Origin of the sequence: Amycolatopsis pigmentata (genome assembly GCF_042684065.1) — a bacterium.
GTDB lineage: Bacteria > Actinomycetota > Actinomycetes > Mycobacteriales > Pseudonocardiaceae > Amycolatopsis_E > Amycolatopsis_E pigmentata.
Genome location: NZ_JBHUKR010000021.1, coordinates 427,105 through 446,903, shown reverse-complemented (window position 1 = coordinate 446,903; position 19,799 = coordinate 427,105). Strand labels below are relative to the sequence as shown.

The following is a 19,799-nucleotide window of genomic DNA, read 5'->3' as shown; positions in this document are numbered from 1 at the left end:
GCCGGAAGGGGCGTCATCGGCGGCGCGCGGACATACTGATCTCGACCATCGTCCCGGCACCCGGTGCCGAGTCGAGGCGGAACCCGTCCGCCAGACGCCGGGCGCCGCCGAGCCCGAGCCCGAGCCCGTTTCCGGTGGTGAAGCCGTCCGCGAGCGCGGCCTCGATGTCGGGGATGCCGGGCCCCTGGTCACGGAAGACCATCCGGACGTCCGCTTCGTCGGTATAGAGCTCGGCCTGCCCACCGCCGCCGTGCACCAGCGCGTTGCGGGCCAGTTCGCTGGCGGCGGTGACCAGCTTCGTCTGCTGGACGAGCGTGAAACCGGCCTTGCGGGCCGCCTCCCTGGCGGCCTGCCGGACGTGCACTATGTCGCCTTCGTCTCTGATGTGTACCGTGCTCGTCGCCGGAGCCCGGGTCACCGCAGGGCCGCCAGACCTTCGCGCACTGACAGCGCCGTAAGCATTCCCGGCAGGGTCAGGCCCAGTTCGGCGAGGGTGATGGCGACTTCGGGGCGCATGCCCACCACGACCGTCCTGGCCGACAGCAGCGCCGTCGCGGCGGCGATCTCGTGCAGTGCCCTGGCCATGTACGAGTCGACCACGTCGAGCACCGAAATGTCGATGAGGACGCCCCGCGCCCGCGTCGCCACGACCCGCTCGGCCAGTTCCTGCTGCAGGGTGGCGACCGCCTGGTCTTCGAGTTCGTCGCCGACCGAGACGAACAGCACGTCGTCGATGTCGACGATCGGTACCACGGACATCAGCGTAATCCGGTCTCGGCGGCGCCGGCGTCCTCGGTGACGATCAGGCCGAGCTTGTTGATCGCGTACTTGAACGCGTCCGCCAAGCGGGCCTTGCTGACCACCTCACCGAGCTCGATCCCGAGCTGGACCATCGTGGTGGCGATCTGCGGGCGGATGCCGCTGATCACGCACTCGGCGCCCATCAGCCGCGCGGCCTGCGCGGTCTTGAGCAGGTGCTGGGCGACCATGGTGTCGACCGTCTCGACGCCGGTGATGTCGAGGATCGCCACCCGCGCGCGGTGGGTCAGGATCGCGTGCAGCAGGCTCTCCGTGGCCACCTGGCTACGCATGCTGTCCAGGGTGCCGATCAGCGGGATGGCCAGCACTCCGTCCCACATCAAGATGACCGGCGTGGACAGCTCGGTGAGCTGCTCGCGCTGCGTCGCGACGGTTTCCTTGACCACGCTCAGCGTCGTGGTCAGCAGCACCAGCCGCAGCGTGTCGACGGCGCCGGCCAGCAGCAGCGCGCCCTCACCGGCGACGTCGCCGTCGCGCCCGCCGCCCTTGGCGTCCTCGTGCCACAAGCGCAGCAAAGGCCGCTTGAGCGCGGTCATCTTCACCGCTGTCTCCGCGGTCACGTCGTCGCGGTCGAACTGGCCCGCCAGCGCGGTCAGCAGAGCACGGACGTCGGAAAACGCTTCCGCGTCAGGGTTTTCCTCCTCGCCGGAGGCGATCGCCTGCCGCAGCGCGGTCAGTACCTCGCCCACGTCCCGGGCGACCTGGTCGGCGTCCTGGCTCACCGCACCGAAGAACGGTGACCGGCACCACTCGTCGACGAGGTCCTCCCTGCGCCGGTCCAGGAAATCCGCGACAATGCTCATGGCCTGTCGTTCCGAAGTAGTCGTCATCTTCCCCGACCCGCGAAGTCCGTTGGTTTCCGGCAAACTTAGGTGACGGCGCGCTCGGGCGACAACTCGGGCCCGCCGCCGACGGCACGAAAAGGAAAGAGAAACCCACCATGACCAGGAACGAAGGAACCCGTGAGTCCGCCGGCGTTTCGGTGGTCCGCACGGTCGTGGACGGCGACACCGCGCGCGTCCTGCTGCTCGGTGAGATCGACCACGGCGCCGTGACGGAGCTCGACCAGGCGCTGCACGAGTTGTTCGACTCCGGTGTGATCCGGCTCGTGATGGACTTCGAGCACCTGTCGTTCTTCGACTCGGCGTGCATCAGCACGCTGGTCCGGGCGCGGGCACAGGCCGAGGAGCGCGGAGGCACCTTGGCACTGGCCAATCTCGACCGCTACGCCCGGCGGATCCTCGACCTCACCGGCCTCCTTTCGACCTTCACCATCGAGGAGGACAAGCCAGGGGATCCGGCCGTGTAGCGCGGATTCACCAATCCGACCAAGGGAAACCGGTCGTGCCCGCGAAGCCGTTCGCGTGAACACCTTTCCCTTGGCCGCTTTCACGGCACTTTCACAGGGGCGGTACCGGACGGCTACGGAGGAACACGGTCGTCCCCGTCTCGCCGCCCTCGATCCTGACTTCCTCGGCACAGGCCCGGATGATGGTCAGGCCGTGGCCACGGCTGCCGCGGTCCCGCCCGGGCCGCATCCAGCGCCCGCTGTCGGTGATGGTGAACTCGGCGCGGCGGCCGTCCTCTTCGTGCACGATCTTCGCGTCGAGCTCGATGACGCTGGGGTGGGCCACCAGATCGTCCGCCTGATCGGGAGACACCCGGTAGCCGTGCTCGATACTGTTGCTGACGGCTTCGCTGATCGCGAGGACGAGTTCGTCGACGCTCGCGGGAGCCCAGCGGTGCGCCCGCAGCCAGCGGCGGAGCCGGTCACGCGCGATCGACGGGGTGACCCACTCCACACTCAGGACGAGATGCAGTCCGGGATCGGGTGTGTCCCGCGCCGCCTCGGCGTCGTGGATCGAGTGCTCGTCCTGATCGGAAGTGGGGGGCACGATGATATTGTCCCAGCTTTCGGTGTTCCTGCTCGGTTACTGGAGCGTGACCGCGTCTTCCACGGTGTGGTAGAGCGCGAGAACCTGATCGAGCCCGACGATTTCGATCGGCCTGATCACCGGACGTTGTTCGTCGACGACGATCCGCAGTGGCTGGAAGCCGCGATGGTTCACCGCCTCCAGGGCGCAGTCGCGAAGGGTACGGAGACCTGCCGAACCCAGGAACTCCACTTCGCTGAGGTCGACCACCAGCGTCCGGCCGTCGAGGCGGTCGAACGCCTCGGCGAGCAGGGCGCGCAGGCGCGGCGCGGTCAGCCCGTCGATTTCACCGTCCACGGTCACGACCACGAAGCCTTCGTGATCGGTGGAACGGGCACTCATCAGCTGTTCGCGCTCGGGTCTGTACTGAGCGCGCTCACTGCCGTCGGGAGTGAGTTCGTCGCCGGCTGGTATCACGGAAGGACACTAGCTCAGCGCCTTTTGCTGAACCTACCCAGCCGCTCTCGTGACCAGGGCTCGCCTCGGTCAGCCGGCTCTCGTTCCACGACTCACTTGACCTGGAACTCTCCACGTTCTGCGGATGGTCTAGCTCGTCCGCCGCAGGTCGAGGACCTGGTCCACCCCGGTTATCTCCAGCGCGCGGGTCACCGTCCGGTGCCCGACCTTCACGGACAACGGCGTGCCCTGGTCGCGGCACCGATGGTGGATGTCGAGCAGGACCGTCAGGCCCGCCGAGGAAAGAAAGGTCACGTCGCTGAGATCGGCCACGACGGGCACCGAGGGCGTCGCCTCCACGCAAGCCTGCTCGAGCGCCTCCCGGAACATCACCACGGTGTTCATGTCCACCTCGCCCGCGGCGCGCACCACCACACCGGAACCGTTGCGCTCAGTGGCGACTTGCAGCAGTTGGCCGTTCATGCTCGCTCCGCGGTCGCTCAACCACCCGAAGATACCCGACTGGCGTTCTTTGTAGCAGAGTGAAGCACGCCGGGGGCGCACAGCCGGATCACGATCAAGCACGTGTCGTCATCGCCGTCGGTGGAGGCGTGGTGGAGCAGTTCCTCGGTGACCCGCTCGACGTCGCCGTCGATCCGGCAGGCGCTGCGGGCCAGCCGGTCGAGGCTGTCGTCGATCAGCACCGACCGGCGTTCGATGAGGCCGTCGGTGTAGAGCACGAGGGTGTCATCGCCGCGTAGTTCCGTTTCCCGCTCTTCGTATTCCGCGTCGGGGATCGCACCGAGCAGGATGCCCTCGGGCAGCGGAAGGAACTCCGCCGTGCCGTCCCGGATCAGCAGCGGCGGCAGGTGCCCCGCACGCGCCCAGCGCAGTATCCGGGTCGCGGGGTCGTAGAGTCCACAAAGGACGGTTCCGGTGGTGCCGATGGCCAGCTGGACCGCGGTCGCGTTCAGCCAGGACAGCAAGCGGGCGGGCCCGGCGCCGGTGGTGGACAGGCCCCGCAGCATGTTCCGCAGGGCGACCATCCCGGTCGCGGCCGGGATCCCGTGTCCCGAAACGTCGCCGATGACCAGCAGTACCCGGCCGTCGGCGAGCGTCACCGCGTCGTACCAGTCGCCGCCGACCTTGTGCTCCTCCTCCGCGGGCCGGTAGCGCACGGCGATCTCCAGGCCGCCCACGTCGACCGTGCGCACCGACGGCGGCAGGATGACCTGCTGCAGACGGCGGGCGACGCGGTGTTGCTGGCGCACCTCCTCCTCCGTGTCGGCGAGCCGGTCCCGCGTCGCGGCCAGTGCGACCTGGCTCTGGTACTGCGTGGAAATGTCCTGATACACACCGCGAAAGGCGATCACCGCACCGGCTTCGGAGAACACCGGTTCGGCATGGCCGCGAATCTGGCGGAGCGCGCCGTCGGCGCGGACGAGACGGAACGTGGCCGCCGCCTCCTGCCCGTGCCGCAAGGTGTCCTGGAAAGCCGTGAGGGCGGGGAGATCGCCGGGATGCACGTGATCACGCAGGTCGAGCGGGTTCAGCGGGTCCGGCGAACCCGGCGTGCCGAAGAGTTCGAACGTCTCGCCGGTCCAGGTCGTCTCCCCGGTCGCCAGGTGGTGCTCCCACGCGCCGATGTGCCCGAGCCGCTGGATGTTCTCCAGCAACCCGATGAGCCGGTCGATGTCGTTGTCCAGCCGCCAGTCGATCAGCACGCCATCGAAGAACCGGATGATCCGCACCCGGGCCAGGGACGGGACGATGCCCTCCGCCGACTGGGTCGCGCACCGCACGCGGTCGAGCCGGCACGGGGCGCCGGTCTCCAGCACCTCCACCGCCCGCCCGAACGCCTCGCTGGCGCCGAGCCACGGGTACGCCTGGATCAGGCCACGGCCCACCAGTTCGTGCGGCGGGCGCCCCGAGGGGTCCTCCAGATGCTCGCCGACATGGGTGATCTCGAAGTCGATCACGGTGCCCGCCGTGTCGTGCACCGGGCGCGCGAGCAGCCCCGAACCGATCATCGCGGCCTCGGCGGGCCGCAGCGGATCACCGACCGCGAGACGAAGATCCACGGTGCGCGCGCAGACGTCGGCGAGCGCGGTCAGTTCGCGTCGCAGCGGCGCCGGGAAGCTCCGCCGTTTCGACGGCCAGACCACCGCCATGACCCCGACCTGGCCCTTCGGCCCGGACAACGGGAGGACCGCGCGGGCCGCGCCGGGCCAGCGGCCGAACAACGGGATACGGAGTTCGTCGGTGTCGCCCAGCCACAGCGGGCGCCCGCTCCGCGCCACACGTTGCGGCAAGGCGTCCATCTGCGGAGGCAAGCGGCGCCACCGGCTCGCTTCGAGCGCGTCGAAACCCGCGTACCCGGCCAGCTCCAGAGCGCCATCCGGGCAGAGGTGCCACAGCGCGACGGCGACCGCACCGGTCGCGCCGAGCGCTTCTTCCAGTACCGCGGAGGCCAGTTCGGAGCCGTCACGCGCGACCTGCACGGCCGCTTCGGTCAGCGCGCGACGACCGGACTCGTCCGGCTCGTCGTCCGGTACCGCGCTGCCGACGAGATCCGCGGCGAGTTCGACCGGCCGGACGCCGGCCCGTTCAGCCAGCCTGTCCAGGTGTTCGGCGGCTTCCGCGGGCCCGCACCGAAGTTGCTCGATGAGCATTCCCTGGGCCAGTTGGAGCAGCCGCCGGCTCGCCTCGCCCCGGCGTAGCCGCTCGATCTCATGCTGTTGCCGTTCGATCACGCCCGTGAGCCGCGCTATGGCCGCGCCCGCGTCGGTACCGGACTCCTGGGCCGTCACCGTGCCCCTCTTTCACCGCCGGAAAAATCCATACTAGCCATTCAGCGTAGATTCTTCGGTAACGGCCGCTATGGCACAAACAGCGAGGGAGTGCTTTCCGTGACCGAGACCATGGAAACCGTGGAGAAGGGTTGGCACGACCCGCGTTTGAAGCAACTGCTGGCCGGACTGACAGCGGTGCGTGACGGCGACTTCGGCACTCGGCTCCCGCAAGCGGGTGACGAGCTGACCGACGAGATCGCGCGCGTGTTCAACGGGATGGTCGACCAGTTGGCCCGGTTCACCTCCGAGGTGACCCGCGTGGCCCGGGAAGTCGGCACCGACGGCAACCTCGGCGGCCAGGCCGAGGTGACCGGTGTGTCGGGTGGTTGGAAAGACCTCACCGATTCGGTCAACGCGATGGCGGGAAATCTCACCAGTCAGGTACGCGATATCGCGCAAGTCGCTACCGCGGTGGCCGGCGGCGACCTGTCACAGAAGATTCGCGTCGACGCCCGCGGCGAGATCCAGGAACTGAAGAACACCATCAACACCATGGTCGATCAGCTCTCCGCGTTCGCGGAGGAGGTCACCCGGGTCGCCCGCGAAGTGGGGACCGACGGCATCCTCGGCGGCCAGGCCCGCGTGCCCGGCATCGGCGGCACGTGGCGGGCACTGACCGACTCGGTGAACTCGATGGCGGGCAACCTGACCGGCCAGGTCCGTTCGATCGCCCAGGTGGCGACGGCGGTCGCCCAGGGCGACCTGTCGCAGAAGATCCGCGTCGACGCCCGTGGCGAGATCCGAGACCTGAAGGAAACCATCAACACCATGGTCGACCGGCTCTCGGCCTTCGCCGACGAGGTCACCCGGGTGGCCCGTGAGGTGGGAACCGAAGGCATCCTCGGCGGCCAGGCGCGGGTGCCGAACGTGGCCGGGACGTGGAAGGACCTCACCGACAACGTCAACTCCATGGCCAACAACCTGACCAGCCAGGTGCGCAACATCGCCCAGGTCACCACCGCGGTCGCCCGCGGCGACCTGACCCGCAAGATCGACGTCGACGCGCGCGGCGAAATCCTCGAGCTGAAGACCACCATCAACACGATGGTCGACACGCTCGGCTCGTTCGCGGCCGAGGTCACCCGGGTGGCCCGCGAGGTGGGCAGCGAGGGCAGGCTCGGCGGGCAGGCCGAGGTCGAAGGCGTGTCGGGCACCTGGAAGCGGCTGACCGAAAACGTCAACGAGCTGGCGGGCAACCTGACCCGGCAGGTGCGCGCGATCGCCGAGGTGGCCGGCGCGGTCGCCACCGGGGACCTCACCCGGTCCATCACGGTGGAGGCCCAGGGCGAAGTGGCCCAGCTCAAGGACAACATCAACACGATGGTGCGGTCCCTGCGCGAGACGACCGAGGCGAACCAGGAAAAGGACTGGCTCAAGACCAACCTGGCGCTGATCTCCGGTGTCGCGCAGGGTCACCGCGACCTGGCCACCGCCGCCGAACTGATCCTCGACGAACTCGTCCCGATCATCGGCGCGCAGTTCGGGGCGTTCTTCCTCACCGACCCCGACCAGCCGGGCCGGTTGCGCCGGATCGCCGCCTACGGCGCGCCCGACACCGGGCCCGTCACGGTCGAGTTCGGGCAGTCCCTGGTCGGGCAGGCGGCGCGCGGCCAGCGGCCGATCGTGGTGGACCGGACACCGCCCGGATACGTCAAGATCTCCTCCAGCCTCGGGGAATCCCCGTCGGCCAGCCTGATCGTGCTGCCCGTGGTGTTCGACGGCCGGACGCTCGGGGTGCTCGAAATCGCCGCCTTCACCCCGTTCAACGACGTGCACCGGACGTTCCTGGAACAGCTGCTGGACACCCTGGGCGTCAACCTCAACACGATCATCGCGGGTGCCCGCACCGACGCGTTGCTGGCCGAGTCGCAGCGCCTCGCCGCGGAACTCCGGTCGCAGCAGGAGGAACTCGAGGAGCGCGCCGAACAACTGGCGCTGGCCTCGAAGTACAAGTCCGAATTCCTCGCCAACATGTCCCACGAACTGCGGACGCCGTTGAACAGCCTGCTCATCCTGGCCAAGTTGCTGGCCCAGAACACCAACCGGAACCTCACCGCCAAACAGGTCGAGTACGCCGAGGTGATCCACTCCGCGGGCACCGACCTGCTGCGCATGATCAACGACATCCTCGACCTGTCGAAGGTCGAAGCGGGCAAGGTCGACGTGCATCCCGCGCCGTTCCCGTTGCAGGGCCTCCTGGACTACGTGCAGGCCACGTTCCACCCGCTGACCGTGGAACGAGGCCTCGAGTTCTCCGTCGCCGCCGATCCCGACGTGCCCACCGAACTGGTCACCGATGAGCAACGGCTGCGCCAGGTGCTGCGGAATCTGCTTTCGAACGCGGTCAAGTTCACCGAGTCGGGCGGGGTCGAGTTGCGGGTACGCAGGGCCGGCAGCCGGATCGCGTTCGCGGTGACCGACACCGGCGTTGGCATCGCCGAGGAGAACGTGGAGACCGTCTTCGGCGCCTTCCAGCAGGGCGACGGCACCACCAGCCGCCGCTACGGCGGCACCGGTCTGGGCCTGTCGATCAGCCGCGAGATCGCGGGCAGGCTGGGCGGCGAGATCCGGGTGGACAGCGAACTCGGCCGCGGCAGCACCTTCACCCTCTACCTGCCGGTGACCGCACCCATCGAGGAACCCATCGTCCTGCCCACGATCGAGACCGACCAGGCAGAGCCGAAGCCACCGAGGAACGTGGTGCTGCACGGCCGCAAGATCCTTCTGGTCGAGGACGATCCGCGCAACGTCTTCGCGCTCACCGGCGTCCTTGAGGCCGAGGGGGCGATCGTGGTCCGCGCGTCCAACGGCGGCCACGCCATCGACACGCTGCGGCGGGACGACGGATTCGATCTTGTTCTGATGGATGTGATGATGCCGGAAATGGACGGTTACGCCACCACCGCGGCCATCCGCGAAATGCCGCGCTTCAGCGGTTTGCCGATCATCGCGGTCACCGCCAAGGCGATGCGCGGGGATCGCGAGAAATGCATCGAAGCCGGCGCGAGCGATTACCTCATCAAGCCGGTCGAGCCCGCGGACCTGCTGACCTGCGTCGAACGGTGGCTCCAGTGAGCAACGGCATCGGTTCAGTGACCGTGCCGGAGTTTGAGAAGCGGGAAGACGGGCAACCAGGGGTCGCTTGATGTGGATTCTCCAGGGACGAAAGAGATGAGTGCTGTGACGGCTTCGACCCAGCGTGGCAGCTTCGTCCATCCGGCTCTGTTCTATCGGGGTGACGCGGAGTATCTGGCCGGTCTCGTTCCTTTTGTGGAGGAGGGACTCTCGCGCCAGGAGCCGGTCGCCGTGGCCGTCCCCGCCGCCCGGCTGGCGATGCTGTCCGGCGCGCTGGGCAGCGCGTCCGGGAAGGTCCGCCTGATCGACATGTCCGTGGCGGGTCGCAACCCCGGCCGGATCATTCCGGGTGTGCTGCGCGATTTCGCCGACCGGTATCCGGACCGGCACGTCCGCATCATCGGCGAGCCGGTGTGGCTGGGCCGCAGTGCCAAGGAGTACCCGGCCTGCGCGCAACACGAAGCCTTGATCAACCGATCCTTCGACGGCCGCGACGCGACGATCGTGTGTCCCTATGACGCCGACCGGCTCAGCGACCGCATGCTCTCCGACGCCCGCGCCACCCACCCGTTGGTGTGGGAGGGAGAGCAGGCCTCCGCGAGCGGCGACTACGCCCCGGACCGCGTCGTGGCCGAATACAACGAGCCTCTGCGTTCGCCGCTGGACGCCGCGGAATTCCTGGTGGACAAGGAGTCCGACCTGCCCGTCGTGCGCCGCTTCGCCGCCGGGCACGCGGAACGAATGGGCTTGGCCTCCGACCGGGTCGCCGACCTCGTGCTGATCGTGAACGAGTTGGCGACCAACAGTGTGGTCCACGCGCGGAGCAGCGCGCGGGTGCGGATCTGGTTCGAGGCCGCCGACGGCGATGTCGTCTGCGAGGTCCACGACGGCGGCTTTCTCGCCGATCCGCTCGCCGGACGGCGGCCGAGCCCGCCGGGACGACTCGGTGGGCGGGGTCTGCTGCTGGTCAACGAACTGGCCGACCTGGTCCGGACGTACACCTCGCCGTCCGGAACCACGCTCCACGTGCACTGCCACGTGTCCTGAACGCCCCCGGGTCTCTGTCATTTACCAATCCGACCAAAAGTAGGCGGAGACGGACCGCAGCCAATCTGGCTGTATAGACCCGTTTCCGCCGTCTCTGTGGTCGGATTGGTGACGATCGGCACAGTATTTTCCCGAGTGGCATTTCGCGGTGACCTCACACGGAATTCACCGGCGCGGATCTTCCCTTTCCCGCGCCGGGGCCTGAAGCATCGGCGCGGGAAAGGGAATCAGCGGGGGAAATCAGTTACCGGAAGGCGCCGTGACGTCGGTCCAGAAGACGTATTCCGCCTGGTAGGGAACGGAGACCGGCGCCTGGTCGGCAGTGCACGAACCGGTCGGCGCGACACCGCCGGAGGTGTGCAGACGCTGGATGTAACCGACATCGGCGAGGAGGCCGGCGCCACTGTGGCTGGTCGCCTGGAGCAACAGTTGCGGGATCGCATTGTCGACCGCGGAGGTCCCGATCGCCTTCGCCTGCACCGAACTTCCGTCCACCACAGAGGTCCAGACCGGCCCGCGCGTGTGCAGGATCTTGGCGACGCCGTGCTCTTCCAGGATCGCGTCGGGCTCGAGAAGGGACCACTTGCCGTCCGCGCACTGGTATTTCTGCACACCGTGGCCGTGCATCGCGACGATCTGCCTGGCACCGTCGGGCACCTGGACTTCCTTCGGCACCGGCCCGTCGGAATGAGCGGCCGAGGCGGTTCCGGCCGCCGCCACGGTGGCGAGCGCGGCCGTCAGGAGACCGACAAGCATTTTCCTTTTCTTCATGCCCGCGATTATGTTGACGACGGTGGAGCGGGGCGAGACCGGGTCCGTGCCCCCGGTGCGCGATTCGCTTTCTATGCTGGCCACAGCTTCAATACCTGCTCTCTTCACTCATGAAACTTTCCCATTCCCGGTCCCACTGCCGGGCACGACGCCGATCGAGGAGACGGCGCGCGAACCAGATCCCTCCGGCGGCCGCGGCGAACGCGCCGGAAAAGAAGAGAAAACCGGAGCCCCAGGCCGCCGCGTCCGCGTCGACCGGCGTCATCGGCGGAGCCGTGACCCTGCCGTCACGGTCCAGCCAGATCGGCACGACGGTGCCCGTGGCCGAACCGGGGTCGACGGGGACGTTTCCGGTCCGGTCCTGCCCGTCCGGTCCACGCCACCGCCCAGGAACCTGTTGCGACGTGGTGATCGCCAGCCCCGCCGAGACCGGAGCGGAATCGGCGAGCGTGACCGCACTCGCCGGGTGCCGCTCCGCCATCTGCCCGAGCACGACCGGCAGTTCGTGCGCCCGCACCATCGAACCGACCGCGACCGCGACCGGTACCGCCATCAGGCACCAGACGATCGCCGCCACCAGCAGACCGGCTTCGACCCGGTCACTCCGCCGGGCCAAGGTGTTCCGTCCGGCCCGGACCAAACGCCACCACCGTCTGAATCCACCCCCACGCATCCTCTTACCTCCTGCCGTGTTGGTGCCCCTGACACGGACCCGGACGGTGAACGGTTCGGTCTTCACATCCTGGTGACACGCCCGGTACGGGGCGGACACATGGCTTGTGCACCGTGCTCCTCGTGCGGTTGACGAAGTTCACGGATCTCGCGCTGCGTGTGGTCCTGCGGCTGGCCCAGGCCGGGGAAAGCGGTGCGCTGACCCCGGACGCGGTGGCCCGTTCCGTGGGTGCGACCGATACCGAGATCGCCGATGTGGTGGATCGCCTGCGGCGGCTCGGTGTCGTGAGGGGCCGGGCCGAACTGACGTTGAGTCCGAGCGGTCCTCAGGCGTCACTGGGCATGCTCGTGCGAGAACTCGAAGGCAGCGGAGACGTGGCCGGCTGTCACGACGACCCACCCTGCCCGCTGACCGGCGCCTGCCGCCTCCGGGGAATTCTGCGCACCGCCCAGGATGCGTTCTACGCCTCGCTCGACCCGATCACCGTGCGCGATCTGACGTCACCGCCACGCTCACGACTTCAATGGCTAGGCGCACCTGTGATCGCACCCCGATAACCAAGGGTCTCTCACCCCGATCGGCAACCCGGGCTTTCCCGGACCACGTTCACGTGCATGTCCGCCCGGACGATGGCGAGCGGGCACGGCGAGCGCCTCGCCAACCGCTGGCTCGTCGAGCCGAGCAGCAGGCCGGTCACCTCGCCATGGCCACGGCTGCCGACCACGACCAGCCGCGCGTGCCGCCCGTACTCCACCAACACCGGCCCCGGCTTGCCGCGCACCACCACCGGGTCGACCGTCACACCCGGAAAGCGTTCGCGCCACGGGGAAAGCTGCTCGTCCAGCGACCGGCGTTCCAGCTCGTGGCGGGTCGCGGCATCGGTCGGGATCCCGTCCCAGGTCCGCACCACGGTCAGCGTGGCACCGGTCAGATCCGCCTCGGCGAACGCGAAGCCGAGCGCCACCTCGGCCGAAGGCGACCCGTCGGAGCCGACCAGCACCGGCCCCCGGTCCACCGGCACACCGCGCACCACGACGAGCGGGCACCGTCCCTGGATCGCCAGCGTCAGCCCGATCGAGCCGACCAGCAGCCCTCCCGCCGCGCTCAGCTGCCGCGAACCGAGCACGGCAAGGCCCGCGCGACGGCACTCGTCGAGCAGCACGACCCGCGGATCACCGGCCCGCAGTTCGGTCTCCACCAGCAGGGCCCGTTCGGTTTCGACCGCCACGCGGGTGGCCCGGGTGAGCAGGTCCGAACCGAAGCGCCGCATCTCGGCGCGTACGTCCTCGTCGGTCAGCTCCAGTTCGGGAAAGTCGTGGCCGGGCACCCAGTAGGCGTGGACGAGCCGTAACGGCACCTGTCGTCTGGCCGCTTCACGCGCGCCCCATCGCACCGCGTCCAGCGAGGACGCCGTGCCATCGACCCCCACCAGAACCGTCTCGGTCACTCCTCCAGGTTTTCCCGAAGGGCACCCGAATGGCAGAGCACGAAGTCCTCAATAGGGTGACTGGCCTACACGTTTCGTTCCCGTGACGCCGTCGCCGCGAGTTCGACACAGCACCGGCCGGGAGCCGGAGCGAGACCCGCTTCCACCGTGGTGACGTCAAATCCGGTGAGAATCCCCTGGACGAGGGCCCGGTTGAGGGCGCAGACGAGGGCGGGAGCGCGCTCCGCGAGCGAGTGAAATGGGCAGTTACCCAGCGTGACCGTGGTCGGCGAGTCACGGTGCGGTTCGAAGCCGTACCCGGCGAGGAGCGTCTGCGCGAAGGTGAGCGCCCGTTCCGCCCCCAGTCGTCCCGGGCGGAGACGGTCCCGCTCGGCAGCGCCGATCCGCTCGCCCCGCTCGGTGGCCACCCGGATCGCGACCTCTCGCGCCTGCTCCCCCTGCGCCTGCCCGAGTACCGCGTCGAGGAGGATGTCCGCCAAGAGGTCGTACCGGCGCGCCGGTATCGCCACCTGCACGCTCCCCGCGGGCTCGTACACCTTGGGACGGCGCCCGACCTTTCGCGGCGCGCCACGGGCATCCATCCCATAGCGCAGCAAGCCGGCATCGACCAGTTTTTCCAGATGGAAGGCCGCCAGCTTCCGCGAAATCCCCACCGCCGCGGCCGCTTCATCGCGGGTCACCGGACGCCGCGCCTGCCGCACGAAGGTGTACATGCCCCGGCGGAGGTCGTCGTCCAACGCCGCGACCGCCCGGATCGCGCCCTGGTCAACCGGCCCACTCACAGCATCCACCATATCGCTCAACGTCATAGTTTCAACTCGAACAGCACGATCTCTGCCAGCACATCTTGACCCATGGCTCGAATAAGACCAATATCAGTTGGTCAAATAAGGAAAGGCAGCCCGATGCAGTCCTCGTCCGCGTTGCGCGTGGTCCATCAGCCACAGACCGGTCCCGACCTGCCTGCCGCCGAAGCCGCGGCCGCGGAACTCCTGACCGCGCTGGGCATTTCGCTCGAGTCGGAAAGCCTACGGGGCACGCCACGCCGGATGGCCCAGGCGTACGCCGAACTGCTGGCTCCCCGGGCGTTCGACCTGACCACCTTCCCCAACGACGAGCAGTACGACGAACTGGTCCTGGCGCGGTCGATCCCGCTCCGGTCGCTCTGCGAACACCATCTGCTGCCGTTCGTGGGCGTCGCGCACGTGGGCTACCTGCCCGGTGAACGCATCCTCGGACTGTCCAAACTGGCCAGAGTCGTGGAGCATTTCGCGTGCCGCCCGCAGGTGCAGGAGCGGCTCACCAAGCAGATCGCCGACTGGCTGGCCGAGCAGCTCGGCCCCAAGGGTGTCGGGGTGGTCATCGAGGCCGAACACACCTGCATGACCCTGCGCGGGGTCAGGGCGACCGGCTCCAGCACGGTCACTTCGACCCTGCTCGGCACCCTGCGCACGGACGCCCGGTCACGTCAGGAGTTCTTCGCGCTCACCGGAATCAACGCCTGAACACGAGACGCTCACTTGGCCATCAAGATCCGGTGCGCCTCCTGAGCCGCCTTCGCGACGCGGCCGCGGGCGGGCTCCTCGGTCGGCAGTTCCTCCAGGCCACGGGCAAGTGCGGCCACCGCCTCGGACAGCGCCAGCACGGTGTCCTCCAGTGCGTTCAGCCGGAGATGCTCCGGTGACTTCCGCGGGGCGGGCGGCACGGGTGCCTCGCCGCCGAGTTCGCCGCGGAGACCGGCGGGCATCAACGCGAAGACGTGATCGAGCTGTCCTGGCGAGAACAGTTCGCTCAGCGCGGTGGAAATCGCGCCCGAGGCGCCGGGCACATCGGCCGCGCTGATCCCGGCTTCGCGGGCGAACAGCCCGGTGAACTCGGCCGCGTCGTAACGGACCGGGACCCGGCTCGGTACCCAGCCGTCGTAGAAGACTCCGCGGAAGTACTCGGGCAACTGGGCGGCCAGGTGCACCGCGCTGTCCACGGTGAGCCGGTCACGCACGAGGTGCAGCCACGCTCGCAGCGTGCGGTAGGCGTAGTCGCGGTCTTCGGTGCCAAGCCGTGCGGCGACGACACCCAACCACTCGTGGGCGGTGTGCTGGGCATGCGCGAGGGGATCGGTGCGGTGTGTCATGGCGCTTCCTCCTAGGGCTCACTGGATCTGAACGGTCCGTTCGGCGGCCGCGAGCGCGTGCAGAAGTTCGCTGCGGGACAGGAAATGCGCCCCGCACTCGCAGTAGGCCGGCACCTGGTCGTCGGCGTGCCTGCCCCCCTCCAGGAGATCCACGTACTCCCGTCCCCGCCCGCGCGGTCCGTGCGCCTCGTCGACGAAGTCCCGGCTGCCGTGCGGACGGGGCCCGACGATGGAGGCGAACACCGGTCCCACGTCGGTCCGGTAGACGGTCCCCACGTGGTGGCTGGCCGAACAACGGACGCGCAACAGCACGTGGTTACGACGATCGGTGCCGAGCGCGTCGATCGCGCGCTGGGCGGTGGACCGCCGCTCGCGGGGAGAGAGATACCTGGCGCTCATGCTGCGATGATCGGCGCAAGGCGGGCGGCGCTGGTAGGGGCGAAGGTAACTTCCCGGTGCTCTGGAGTCAGGGCGGGTGCCGTCGTGGTGGAGTCAAGCGGTGGCGAGGGTGTCATCGGGTCCGCGCCCGATCCGGGTGCCCCAGTGTCTGCTGACGTGTTCCAGCGCCGCGCGAAGCCATTCCGCGTCGGCGGCGGAGGCACGTTCGAGCCGCATCGCGCGGGCCCGGAGCGGAATCATCCGCAGCGAAACCGAACGCTCGTGCCCGGTGATGTCCACATCGGCCAGATACAGCAGGCGAAGTTCGGCCCGGTAGGCCTCGTAACCGCCGATGCCTTCGTAATCGTTGACGAGATCGCCACAGCCGTACAGGATCAGCCCGCCGCGGTAGATCTCGATCGGGCGCGGATGGTGCGCGGAATGCCCGTGCACGATGTCCACACCGGACTCGACCAGCCGGTGGGCGAAGCCGACCTGACCGGAGTCGACGGTGTAGCCCCAGTTGGTACCCCAGTGCAGGGAAACGATCGCGACATCGCCAGTGCGCTTGTGGGCGGTCACGCTGGCGGCGAGCGCGTCCGCGCTGGCGGCGGAAGTGTCCGGAACGAACGCCACCCCGGGCCTTGCCGGGGTCGCCGCCGAGAACCGCGACACTCCGCTGGACGGCATCCCGGCCGCGACCACCAGCACCCGGTGTCGAGAGGGGGTCTGGGGGCTTGCCCCCTGCGGGGGGCGTGGGGGGCGGTGCCCCCCACAGAACACAGGGGTCTGGGGGCTTGCCCCCTGCGGGGGGCGTGGGGGGCCGTGCCCCCCACAGTTGTGGATCTCGACGACCGCGGGCCGTACCGCCTCCGCGGCGTCGCGTCCCGCCCCCACGGTGCGCAACCCGGCCCCGGCGAGCGCGTCCAGCGTGTCCGCCAGCCCGGTGAGTCCGAAGTCGAGCATGTGGTTGTTCGCCAGTACACACACGTCCGGCCGTGCCACGGTCAGGACGGCGAGGTTGGCCGGATTCATCCTGTAGTGCAAGGCTTTCTCCGGCGCGAACCGGCCGTCCGCGGTCACGGTGGTTTCCAGGTTGATCACTCGCGCGTCCGGCGCCGCTTCGTCCAGAAGCGACAGTGCCTCGCCCCACGGCCAGGAACAGGCGGCCGGCCGCGGAATGGGACCGTTGGCCTCTTCGGCGAGCCGCACGTAGGTCCTCGCGTCGGTGACGACGTGTTCGGACAGCCTGGGATCCCCCGGGTGCGCGAGAATCTGGTCGACACCCCGGCCGGTCATGACATCGCCGCACAGGAAGACCCCGACCGCCATGGCGCCGAGTATGCGGTGACCGGCGTTGCCGGGAGCAGAGACGCGGGTCCTGGAAAACGGTGACTTTCGGCCCGCGACAGCGCGCGCCGGACCGGCGATCCTGGAGATCGCCGGGGAAACCCGGTGACCCGCCCGGGAGGACGATGATGGGCGTGAGCGCCCGGATTGACCCATCGTCGCAAGACGGGGAAATGTCCTCTTTGGGCGGGCCCTCATGTCTTCGGGACGATCATGGCGCGATCCAACGACGACGCGGCGGAAATGCTGCGGGAGTTCGCCGAGCTACTGGCCATTTCCGGCGGCCCTGACTGCAAAGTCCGGGTGTATGAGAAGGCCGCGCGGTCCGTGGCCGGGTATCCGGCGGATATCGCGGAACTCGACGAAAAGGCACTGCGAAAGATTCCCGACGTCGGCAGCCACACCGCCCGCAAGATCCTCGAATACTTCGACACAGGGTCGGTCGGGGAACTGACGACGCTGCGGAAACAGGTGCCGCCGGGCCTGCGCACCTTGGTGACCGTGCCCGGCCTCGGTCCGAAACATGCCCACCAGGTCTATGAGGAACTCGGCATCACGTCGGTCGACGGCCTTCTGCACGCGCTGCACGAACACCGGCTGCGAGAACTGCGTGGCTGGGGTGAAAAGAGCGAAGACAACCTGGCGCGCTCGTTGCGAGAGGCTCATTCGGCCGGCGGCCGGGTGCAACTCGGTTACGCCCTCGATCTGGCTTCCCAGTTGCTCTACCGGATCTCCGGTCTGCCCCAGGTGCGTCTGGCCGCCTACGCGGGTTCGCTGCGGCGCATGCGGGACACCGTCGGCGACATCGACCTGCTGGTCGCCGCGGTGGACGCCGAACCGATCATGGCGGACGTGGCCGGCCTGCCCATGGTGGCACGGGTACTCGCGCACGGCCCGACGAAGACCTCGGTGCTCACCACCACCGGCGTGCAGGTCGACGTGCGGGTCGTCGATCCCTCGGTATGGGGCGCGGCGATGCTCTATTTCACCGGGTCCAAGCCGCACAACATCCAGGTTCGCGAACTCGCGGTGCGCGCGGGGCTGAAGCTGTCGGAGTACGGGTTGTTCGACGTCGCGACCGGCCGGTTGATCGTCGCCGAAACCGAGGAAGAGGTCTATCAGCGACTCGGCCTGCCCTGGATCCCGCCGACATTGCGCGAAGGCACCGGCGAGGTGGAAGCGGCGCTGGAAGGCCGTCTCCCGTCGCTGGCCGACATCGGTGACATCCGCGGAGACCTGCACACCCACACCGATCTCACCGACGGTGTCGCGTCACTCACCGAAATGGTCGCGGCGGCCAAGAAACACCGTTACGAGTACTACGCGATCACCGACCACGCACCACTCCTCTGGATGCAGCGCATGACCACCGAAAAGGCGCTCGAGCAACGACGGCGGATCCGCGCGCTCGAGCGCACCGCGGGCATCACCCTCCTGCACGGCACGGAACTCAACATCCAGCCGGACGGTTCGTTGGACTGGGACGAGGAGTTCCTGTCCACTTTCGACATTGTCGTCGCCTCGGTGCACTCCCGGTTCCGCCAGTCGCGCGAAGAGATGACCGCCAGGGTCCTGCGCGCGATCGAGCATCCGTGCGTGCACGTCATCGGGCATCCCACCGGCCGTCTGATCGGTTCACGGCCACCCGTGGACCTGGACCACGACGCGGTGTTCCGGGCGGCCGCGCGCACCGGCACCGCACTGGAGATCAACTCGTCCCCGGAGCGGCTCGACCTCGACGGCGATCTGGTCCGCCGGGCACGGCACTTCGGCGTGCGCTTCGCCGTTTCGACAGACGCGCACGCCGTGCCTCATCTGGACTACCTGCGGTTCGGAGTGGCCACCGCGCAACGGGGCTGGGCAGGCCCCGACGACGTGATCAACACCTACTCCGAGGCGCGGCTCCGCCGATTCCTCAGGGAAAAGAGCCGCGCCCTCACCCGCCGCTGATCAGGCGACCAGTTCCAGGTCCTCGCGCACCGACTCCTCGCGTAGCCTGCCGAACGCGAGTTCCTCGAGCCGCCGCACCCGCGCGCTGCTCAGGCCCACATGGTCGGCGGTTTCCCGCAGGGTGTGCGGACCCCCGCCGTCGAGCCCGTAGCGGAAGGCGACGATCTCGCCTTCGACCGGCGTCAGCTTGGCCAGCAACGCGTCCACCCGCTCAGCCGCGGCCTCCGCCTCCGCCGCGTCCGGCAGTTCCGGCGCGGCCTCGGCGATCAGGTCGCCGAGCGAGGTGTCACCGTCTTCCCGGACCGGGCTGTCCAGGCTGGCCGTCACCCGGCCGACCCGCTTCAATTCGGCCACCCGTTCGCGGGTGAGCCCGGTCTCCGCCGCGAGTTCCTCCGTGGTGGGCCTGCGTCCCAGACGCTCGGCAAGGTCGCGATCCGCCGTCTCGATCTTGGCCACCTGCTCGACGGCGTGCTCGGGAAGGCGGATCAGACGGGAGCCGAACGTGGTCCCCCGCTGCATGGCCTGCCGGATCCACCACATCGCGTAGGTGGAGAACTTGTAGCCCTTGGCGTAGTCGAACTTCTCGACGGCACGGATCAGGCCGAGGTTGCCCTCCTGGATCAGGTCGAGCAGGACAAGTCCGCTGCCGCGGCGCTTCTTCGCCGCCGCGACCACCAGCCGGAGGTTCGCGCGGATCATCTGGTCCTTGGCCAGCGCGCCTTCGCGCGCGACCGTCTCCAGGTCACGCCGGTCGGCTACCGGCTCGGTTTCACCGGCCTGGGCCCGGCGAAGCAGTTCGGCGGCATAAACGCCCGCTTCGATCCGTTTGGCCAAGCGGACCTCGTCCTGCGCGCTGAGCAACGGAATCGAGCCGATCTCGTCGAGATAGCGCCTGAGGAGGTCCGGCCCGTCCTGAAACTGCCTGCCGGGACGGCGGGACTTGGTGGTGCTCGCCTCCATCAGCACCTCCCTTCAC

At 68.8% G+C, this 19,799-nt stretch carries 21 protein-coding genes; 6 read left to right on the top strand and 15 right to left on the bottom strand.

The genetic code is table 11. The annotated features are described in order from the left end of the window. Positions 1 to 13 precede the first annotated feature (13 nt). Genes ACFSXZ_RS33340 through ACFSXZ_RS33330 form a run of 3 tightly spaced genes read right to left on the bottom strand, consistent with a single transcriptional unit; the run spans position 14 to position 1,649 of the window. Positions 14 to 418: an ATP-binding protein gene (locus ACFSXZ_RS33340; RefSeq protein ID WP_378269687.1), complete on the bottom strand. Its 405-nt coding sequence runs from the start codon at positions 416 to 418 to the stop codon at positions 14 to 16. Next, positions 415 to 759, bottom strand: coding sequence for an STAS domain-containing protein (locus tag ACFSXZ_RS33335; protein ID WP_378269685.1), 345 nt, complete (start codon positions 757 to 759; stop codon positions 415 to 417). The genes ACFSXZ_RS33340 and ACFSXZ_RS33335 overlap by 4 nt, the downstream gene beginning before the upstream one ends. Then, positions 759 to 1,649: an STAS domain-containing protein gene (locus ACFSXZ_RS33330; protein ID WP_378269683.1), complete on the bottom strand. Its 891-nt coding sequence runs from the start codon at positions 1,647 to 1,649 to the stop codon at positions 759 to 761. Before ACFSXZ_RS33330 ends, ACFSXZ_RS33335 begins: the two co-directional genes overlap by 1 nt. A gap of 110 nt (positions 1,650 to 1,759) precedes the next feature. Between ACFSXZ_RS33330 and ACFSXZ_RS33325 the strand changes: the two genes are divergently transcribed. Further along, positions 1,760 to 2,128: an STAS domain-containing protein gene (locus tag ACFSXZ_RS33325; RefSeq protein ID WP_378269682.1), complete on the top strand. Its 369-nt coding sequence runs from the start codon at positions 1,760 to 1,762 to the stop codon at positions 2,126 to 2,128. A 91-nt stretch (positions 2,129 to 2,219) separates the two neighbouring features. On the opposite strand, the gene ACFSXZ_RS33320 is transcribed toward ACFSXZ_RS33325, so the two are convergent. The 4 genes from ACFSXZ_RS33320 to ACFSXZ_RS33305 form a co-directional block, all read right to left on the bottom strand. After that, entirely contained in the window at positions 2,220 to 2,714 is a 495-nt protein-coding gene (locus ACFSXZ_RS33320; protein WP_378269681.1) for an ATP-binding protein, read from the bottom strand. A 36-nt stretch (positions 2,715 to 2,750) separates the two neighbouring features. Further along, entirely contained in the window at positions 2,751 to 3,170 is a 420-nt protein-coding gene (locus ACFSXZ_RS33315; protein ID WP_378269679.1) for an anti-sigma factor antagonist, read from the bottom strand. A 129-nt stretch (positions 3,171 to 3,299) separates the two neighbouring features. After that, entirely contained in the window at positions 3,300 to 3,632 is a 333-nt protein-coding gene (locus tag ACFSXZ_RS33310; protein ID WP_378269677.1) for an STAS domain-containing protein, read from the bottom strand. A gap of 17 nt (positions 3,633 to 3,649) precedes the next feature. Next, the gene (locus tag ACFSXZ_RS33305; protein WP_378269675.1) at positions 3,650 to 5,959 is read right to left on the bottom strand and encodes a SpoIIE family protein phosphatase; all 2,310 of its coding nucleotides are present in this window, start codon (positions 5,957 to 5,959) and stop codon (positions 3,650 to 3,652) included. Positions 5,960 to 6,058: 99 nt separating this feature from the next. Between ACFSXZ_RS33305 and ACFSXZ_RS33300 the strand changes: the two genes are divergently transcribed. Further along, a complete protein-coding gene (locus ACFSXZ_RS33300; RefSeq protein WP_378269674.1) occupies positions 6,059 to 9,076 on the top strand; it encodes a HAMP domain-containing protein in 3,018 nt (1,005 codons plus the stop codon). Positions 9,077 to 9,172: 96 nt separating this feature from the next. Continuing rightward, entirely contained in the window at positions 9,173 to 10,123 is a 951-nt protein-coding gene (locus ACFSXZ_RS33295; RefSeq protein ID WP_378269672.1) for an anti-sigma factor RsbA family regulatory protein, read from the top strand. 240 nt (positions 10,124 to 10,363) lie between these two features. Here ACFSXZ_RS33295 and ACFSXZ_RS33290 read toward each other — a convergent pair whose 3' ends face one another. Continuing rightward, a complete protein-coding gene (locus ACFSXZ_RS33290) occupies positions 10,364 to 10,894 on the bottom strand; it encodes a DUF3455 domain-containing protein (RefSeq protein WP_378269671.1) in 531 nt (176 codons plus the stop codon). A gap of 88 nt (positions 10,895 to 10,982) precedes the next feature. Further along, positions 10,983 to 11,567, bottom strand: a complete 585-nt coding sequence (locus ACFSXZ_RS33285; RefSeq protein WP_449224299.1) for an Rv1733c family protein — start codon at positions 11,565 to 11,567, stop codon at positions 10,983 to 10,985. Between the two features lie 122 nt (positions 11,568 to 11,689). Here ACFSXZ_RS33285 and ACFSXZ_RS33280 point away from each other — a divergent pair, with 122 nt between their 5' ends. Next, positions 11,690 to 12,124, top strand: coding sequence for an RrF2 family transcriptional regulator (locus tag ACFSXZ_RS33280; RefSeq protein ID WP_378269668.1), 435 nt, complete (start codon positions 11,690 to 11,692; stop codon positions 12,122 to 12,124). Between the two features lie 11 nt (positions 12,125 to 12,135). On the opposite strand, the gene ACFSXZ_RS33275 is transcribed toward ACFSXZ_RS33280, so the two are convergent. Beyond that, entirely contained in the window at positions 12,136 to 13,014 is an 879-nt protein-coding gene (locus tag ACFSXZ_RS33275; RefSeq protein ID WP_378269667.1) for a universal stress protein, read from the bottom strand. A gap of 65 nt (positions 13,015 to 13,079) precedes the next feature. Further along, positions 13,080 to 13,808, bottom strand: coding sequence for a helix-turn-helix transcriptional regulator (locus tag ACFSXZ_RS33270; protein ID WP_378270086.1), 729 nt, complete (start codon positions 13,806 to 13,808; stop codon positions 13,080 to 13,082). Between the two features lie 111 nt (positions 13,809 to 13,919). Between ACFSXZ_RS33270 and folE the strand changes: the two genes are divergently transcribed. Continuing rightward, positions 13,920 to 14,519, top strand: coding sequence for a GTP cyclohydrolase I FolE (gene folE, locus ACFSXZ_RS33265; protein WP_378269666.1), 600 nt, complete (start codon positions 13,920 to 13,922; stop codon positions 14,517 to 14,519). Positions 14,520 to 14,530: 11 nt separating this feature from the next. Here the strand turns inward: folE and ACFSXZ_RS33260 are convergent, their stop codons facing one another. The 3 genes from ACFSXZ_RS33260 to ACFSXZ_RS33250 all read right to left on the bottom strand — a co-directional run bounded on the left by ACFSXZ_RS33260 (position 14,531) and on the right by ACFSXZ_RS33250 (position 16,855). Continuing rightward, positions 14,531 to 15,145: a DUF2267 domain-containing protein gene (locus ACFSXZ_RS33260; RefSeq protein WP_378269664.1), complete on the bottom strand. Its 615-nt coding sequence runs from the start codon at positions 15,143 to 15,145 to the stop codon at positions 14,531 to 14,533. Positions 15,146 to 15,163: 18 nt separating this feature from the next. Beyond that, complete coding sequence (locus ACFSXZ_RS33255) at positions 15,164 to 15,544, bottom strand: hypothetical protein (protein WP_378269663.1); 381 nt, start codon at positions 15,542 to 15,544, stop codon at positions 15,164 to 15,166. Between the two features lie 93 nt (positions 15,545 to 15,637). Next, on the bottom strand, positions 15,638 to 16,855 hold the full coding sequence (locus tag ACFSXZ_RS33250) for a CapA family protein (RefSeq protein WP_378269662.1): 1,218 nt from the start codon (positions 16,853 to 16,855) through the stop codon (positions 15,638 to 15,640). A 231-nt stretch (positions 16,856 to 17,086) separates the two neighbouring features. Between ACFSXZ_RS33250 and polX the strand changes: the two genes are divergently transcribed. Then, a complete protein-coding gene (gene polX / locus ACFSXZ_RS33245) occupies positions 17,087 to 18,823 on the top strand; it encodes a DNA polymerase/3'-5' exonuclease PolX (protein ID WP_378269660.1) in 1,737 nt (578 codons plus the stop codon). Here polX and ACFSXZ_RS33240 read toward each other — a convergent pair whose 3' ends face one another. Beyond that, positions 18,824 to 19,783 carry a sigma-70 family RNA polymerase sigma factor gene (locus ACFSXZ_RS33240; protein WP_378269658.1) on the bottom strand — a complete coding sequence of 320 codons (960 nt, stop codon included), beginning with the start codon at positions 19,781 to 19,783 and terminating at the stop codon, positions 18,824 to 18,826. Positions 19,784 to 19,799 lie beyond the last annotated feature (16 nt).

What these genes read in the sequence shown, in the direction of transcription:
- ACFSXZ_RS33270 (WP_378270086.1), bottom strand. Translation starts at nt 13,808, where the DNA reads ATGGTGGATGCTGTGAGTGGGCCGGTTGACCAGGGCGCGATCCGGGCG.
- ACFSXZ_RS33335 (WP_378269685.1), bottom strand. Translation starts at nt 759, where the DNA reads ATGTCCGTGGTACCGATCGTCGACATCGACGACGTGCTGTTCGTCTCG.
- ACFSXZ_RS33240 (WP_378269658.1), bottom strand. Translation starts at nt 19,783, where the DNA reads ATGGAGGCGAGCACCACCAAGTCCCGCCGTCCCGGCAGGCAGTTTCAG.
- ACFSXZ_RS33285 (WP_449224299.1), bottom strand. Translation starts at nt 11,567, where the DNA reads ATGCGTGGGGGTGGATTCAGACGGTGGTGGCGTTTGGTCCGGGCCGGA.
- ACFSXZ_RS33295 (WP_378269672.1), top strand. Translation starts at nt 9,173, where the DNA reads ATGAGTGCTGTGACGGCTTCGACCCAGCGTGGCAGCTTCGTCCATCCG.
- ACFSXZ_RS33325 (WP_378269682.1), top strand. Translation starts at nt 1,760, where the DNA reads ATGACCAGGAACGAAGGAACCCGTGAGTCCGCCGGCGTTTCGGTGGTC.
- ACFSXZ_RS33330 (WP_378269683.1), bottom strand. Translation starts at nt 1,649, where the DNA reads ATGACGACTACTTCGGAACGACAGGCCATGAGCATTGTCGCGGATTTC.
- ACFSXZ_RS33255 (WP_378269663.1), bottom strand. Translation starts at nt 15,544, where the DNA reads ATGAGCGCCAGGTATCTCTCTCCCCGCGAGCGGCGGTCCACCGCCCAG.
- polX (WP_378269660.1), top strand. Translation starts at nt 17,087, where the DNA reads ATGGCGCGATCCAACGACGACGCGGCGGAAATGCTGCGGGAGTTCGCC.
- ACFSXZ_RS33260 (WP_378269664.1), bottom strand. Translation starts at nt 15,145, where the DNA reads ATGACACACCGCACCGATCCCCTCGCGCATGCCCAGCACACCGCCCAC.
- folE (WP_378269666.1), top strand. Translation starts at nt 13,920, where the DNA reads ATGCAGTCCTCGTCCGCGTTGCGCGTGGTCCATCAGCCACAGACCGGT.
- ACFSXZ_RS33310 (WP_378269677.1), bottom strand. Translation starts at nt 3,632, where the DNA reads ATGAACGGCCAACTGCTGCAAGTCGCCACTGAGCGCAACGGTTCCGGT.
- ACFSXZ_RS33290 (WP_378269671.1), bottom strand. Translation starts at nt 10,894, where the DNA reads ATGAAGAAAAGGAAAATGCTTGTCGGTCTCCTGACGGCCGCGCTCGCC.
- ACFSXZ_RS33250 (WP_378269662.1), bottom strand. Translation starts at nt 16,855, where the DNA reads ATGGCGGTCGGGGTCTTCCTGTGCGGCGATGTCATGACCGGCCGGGGT.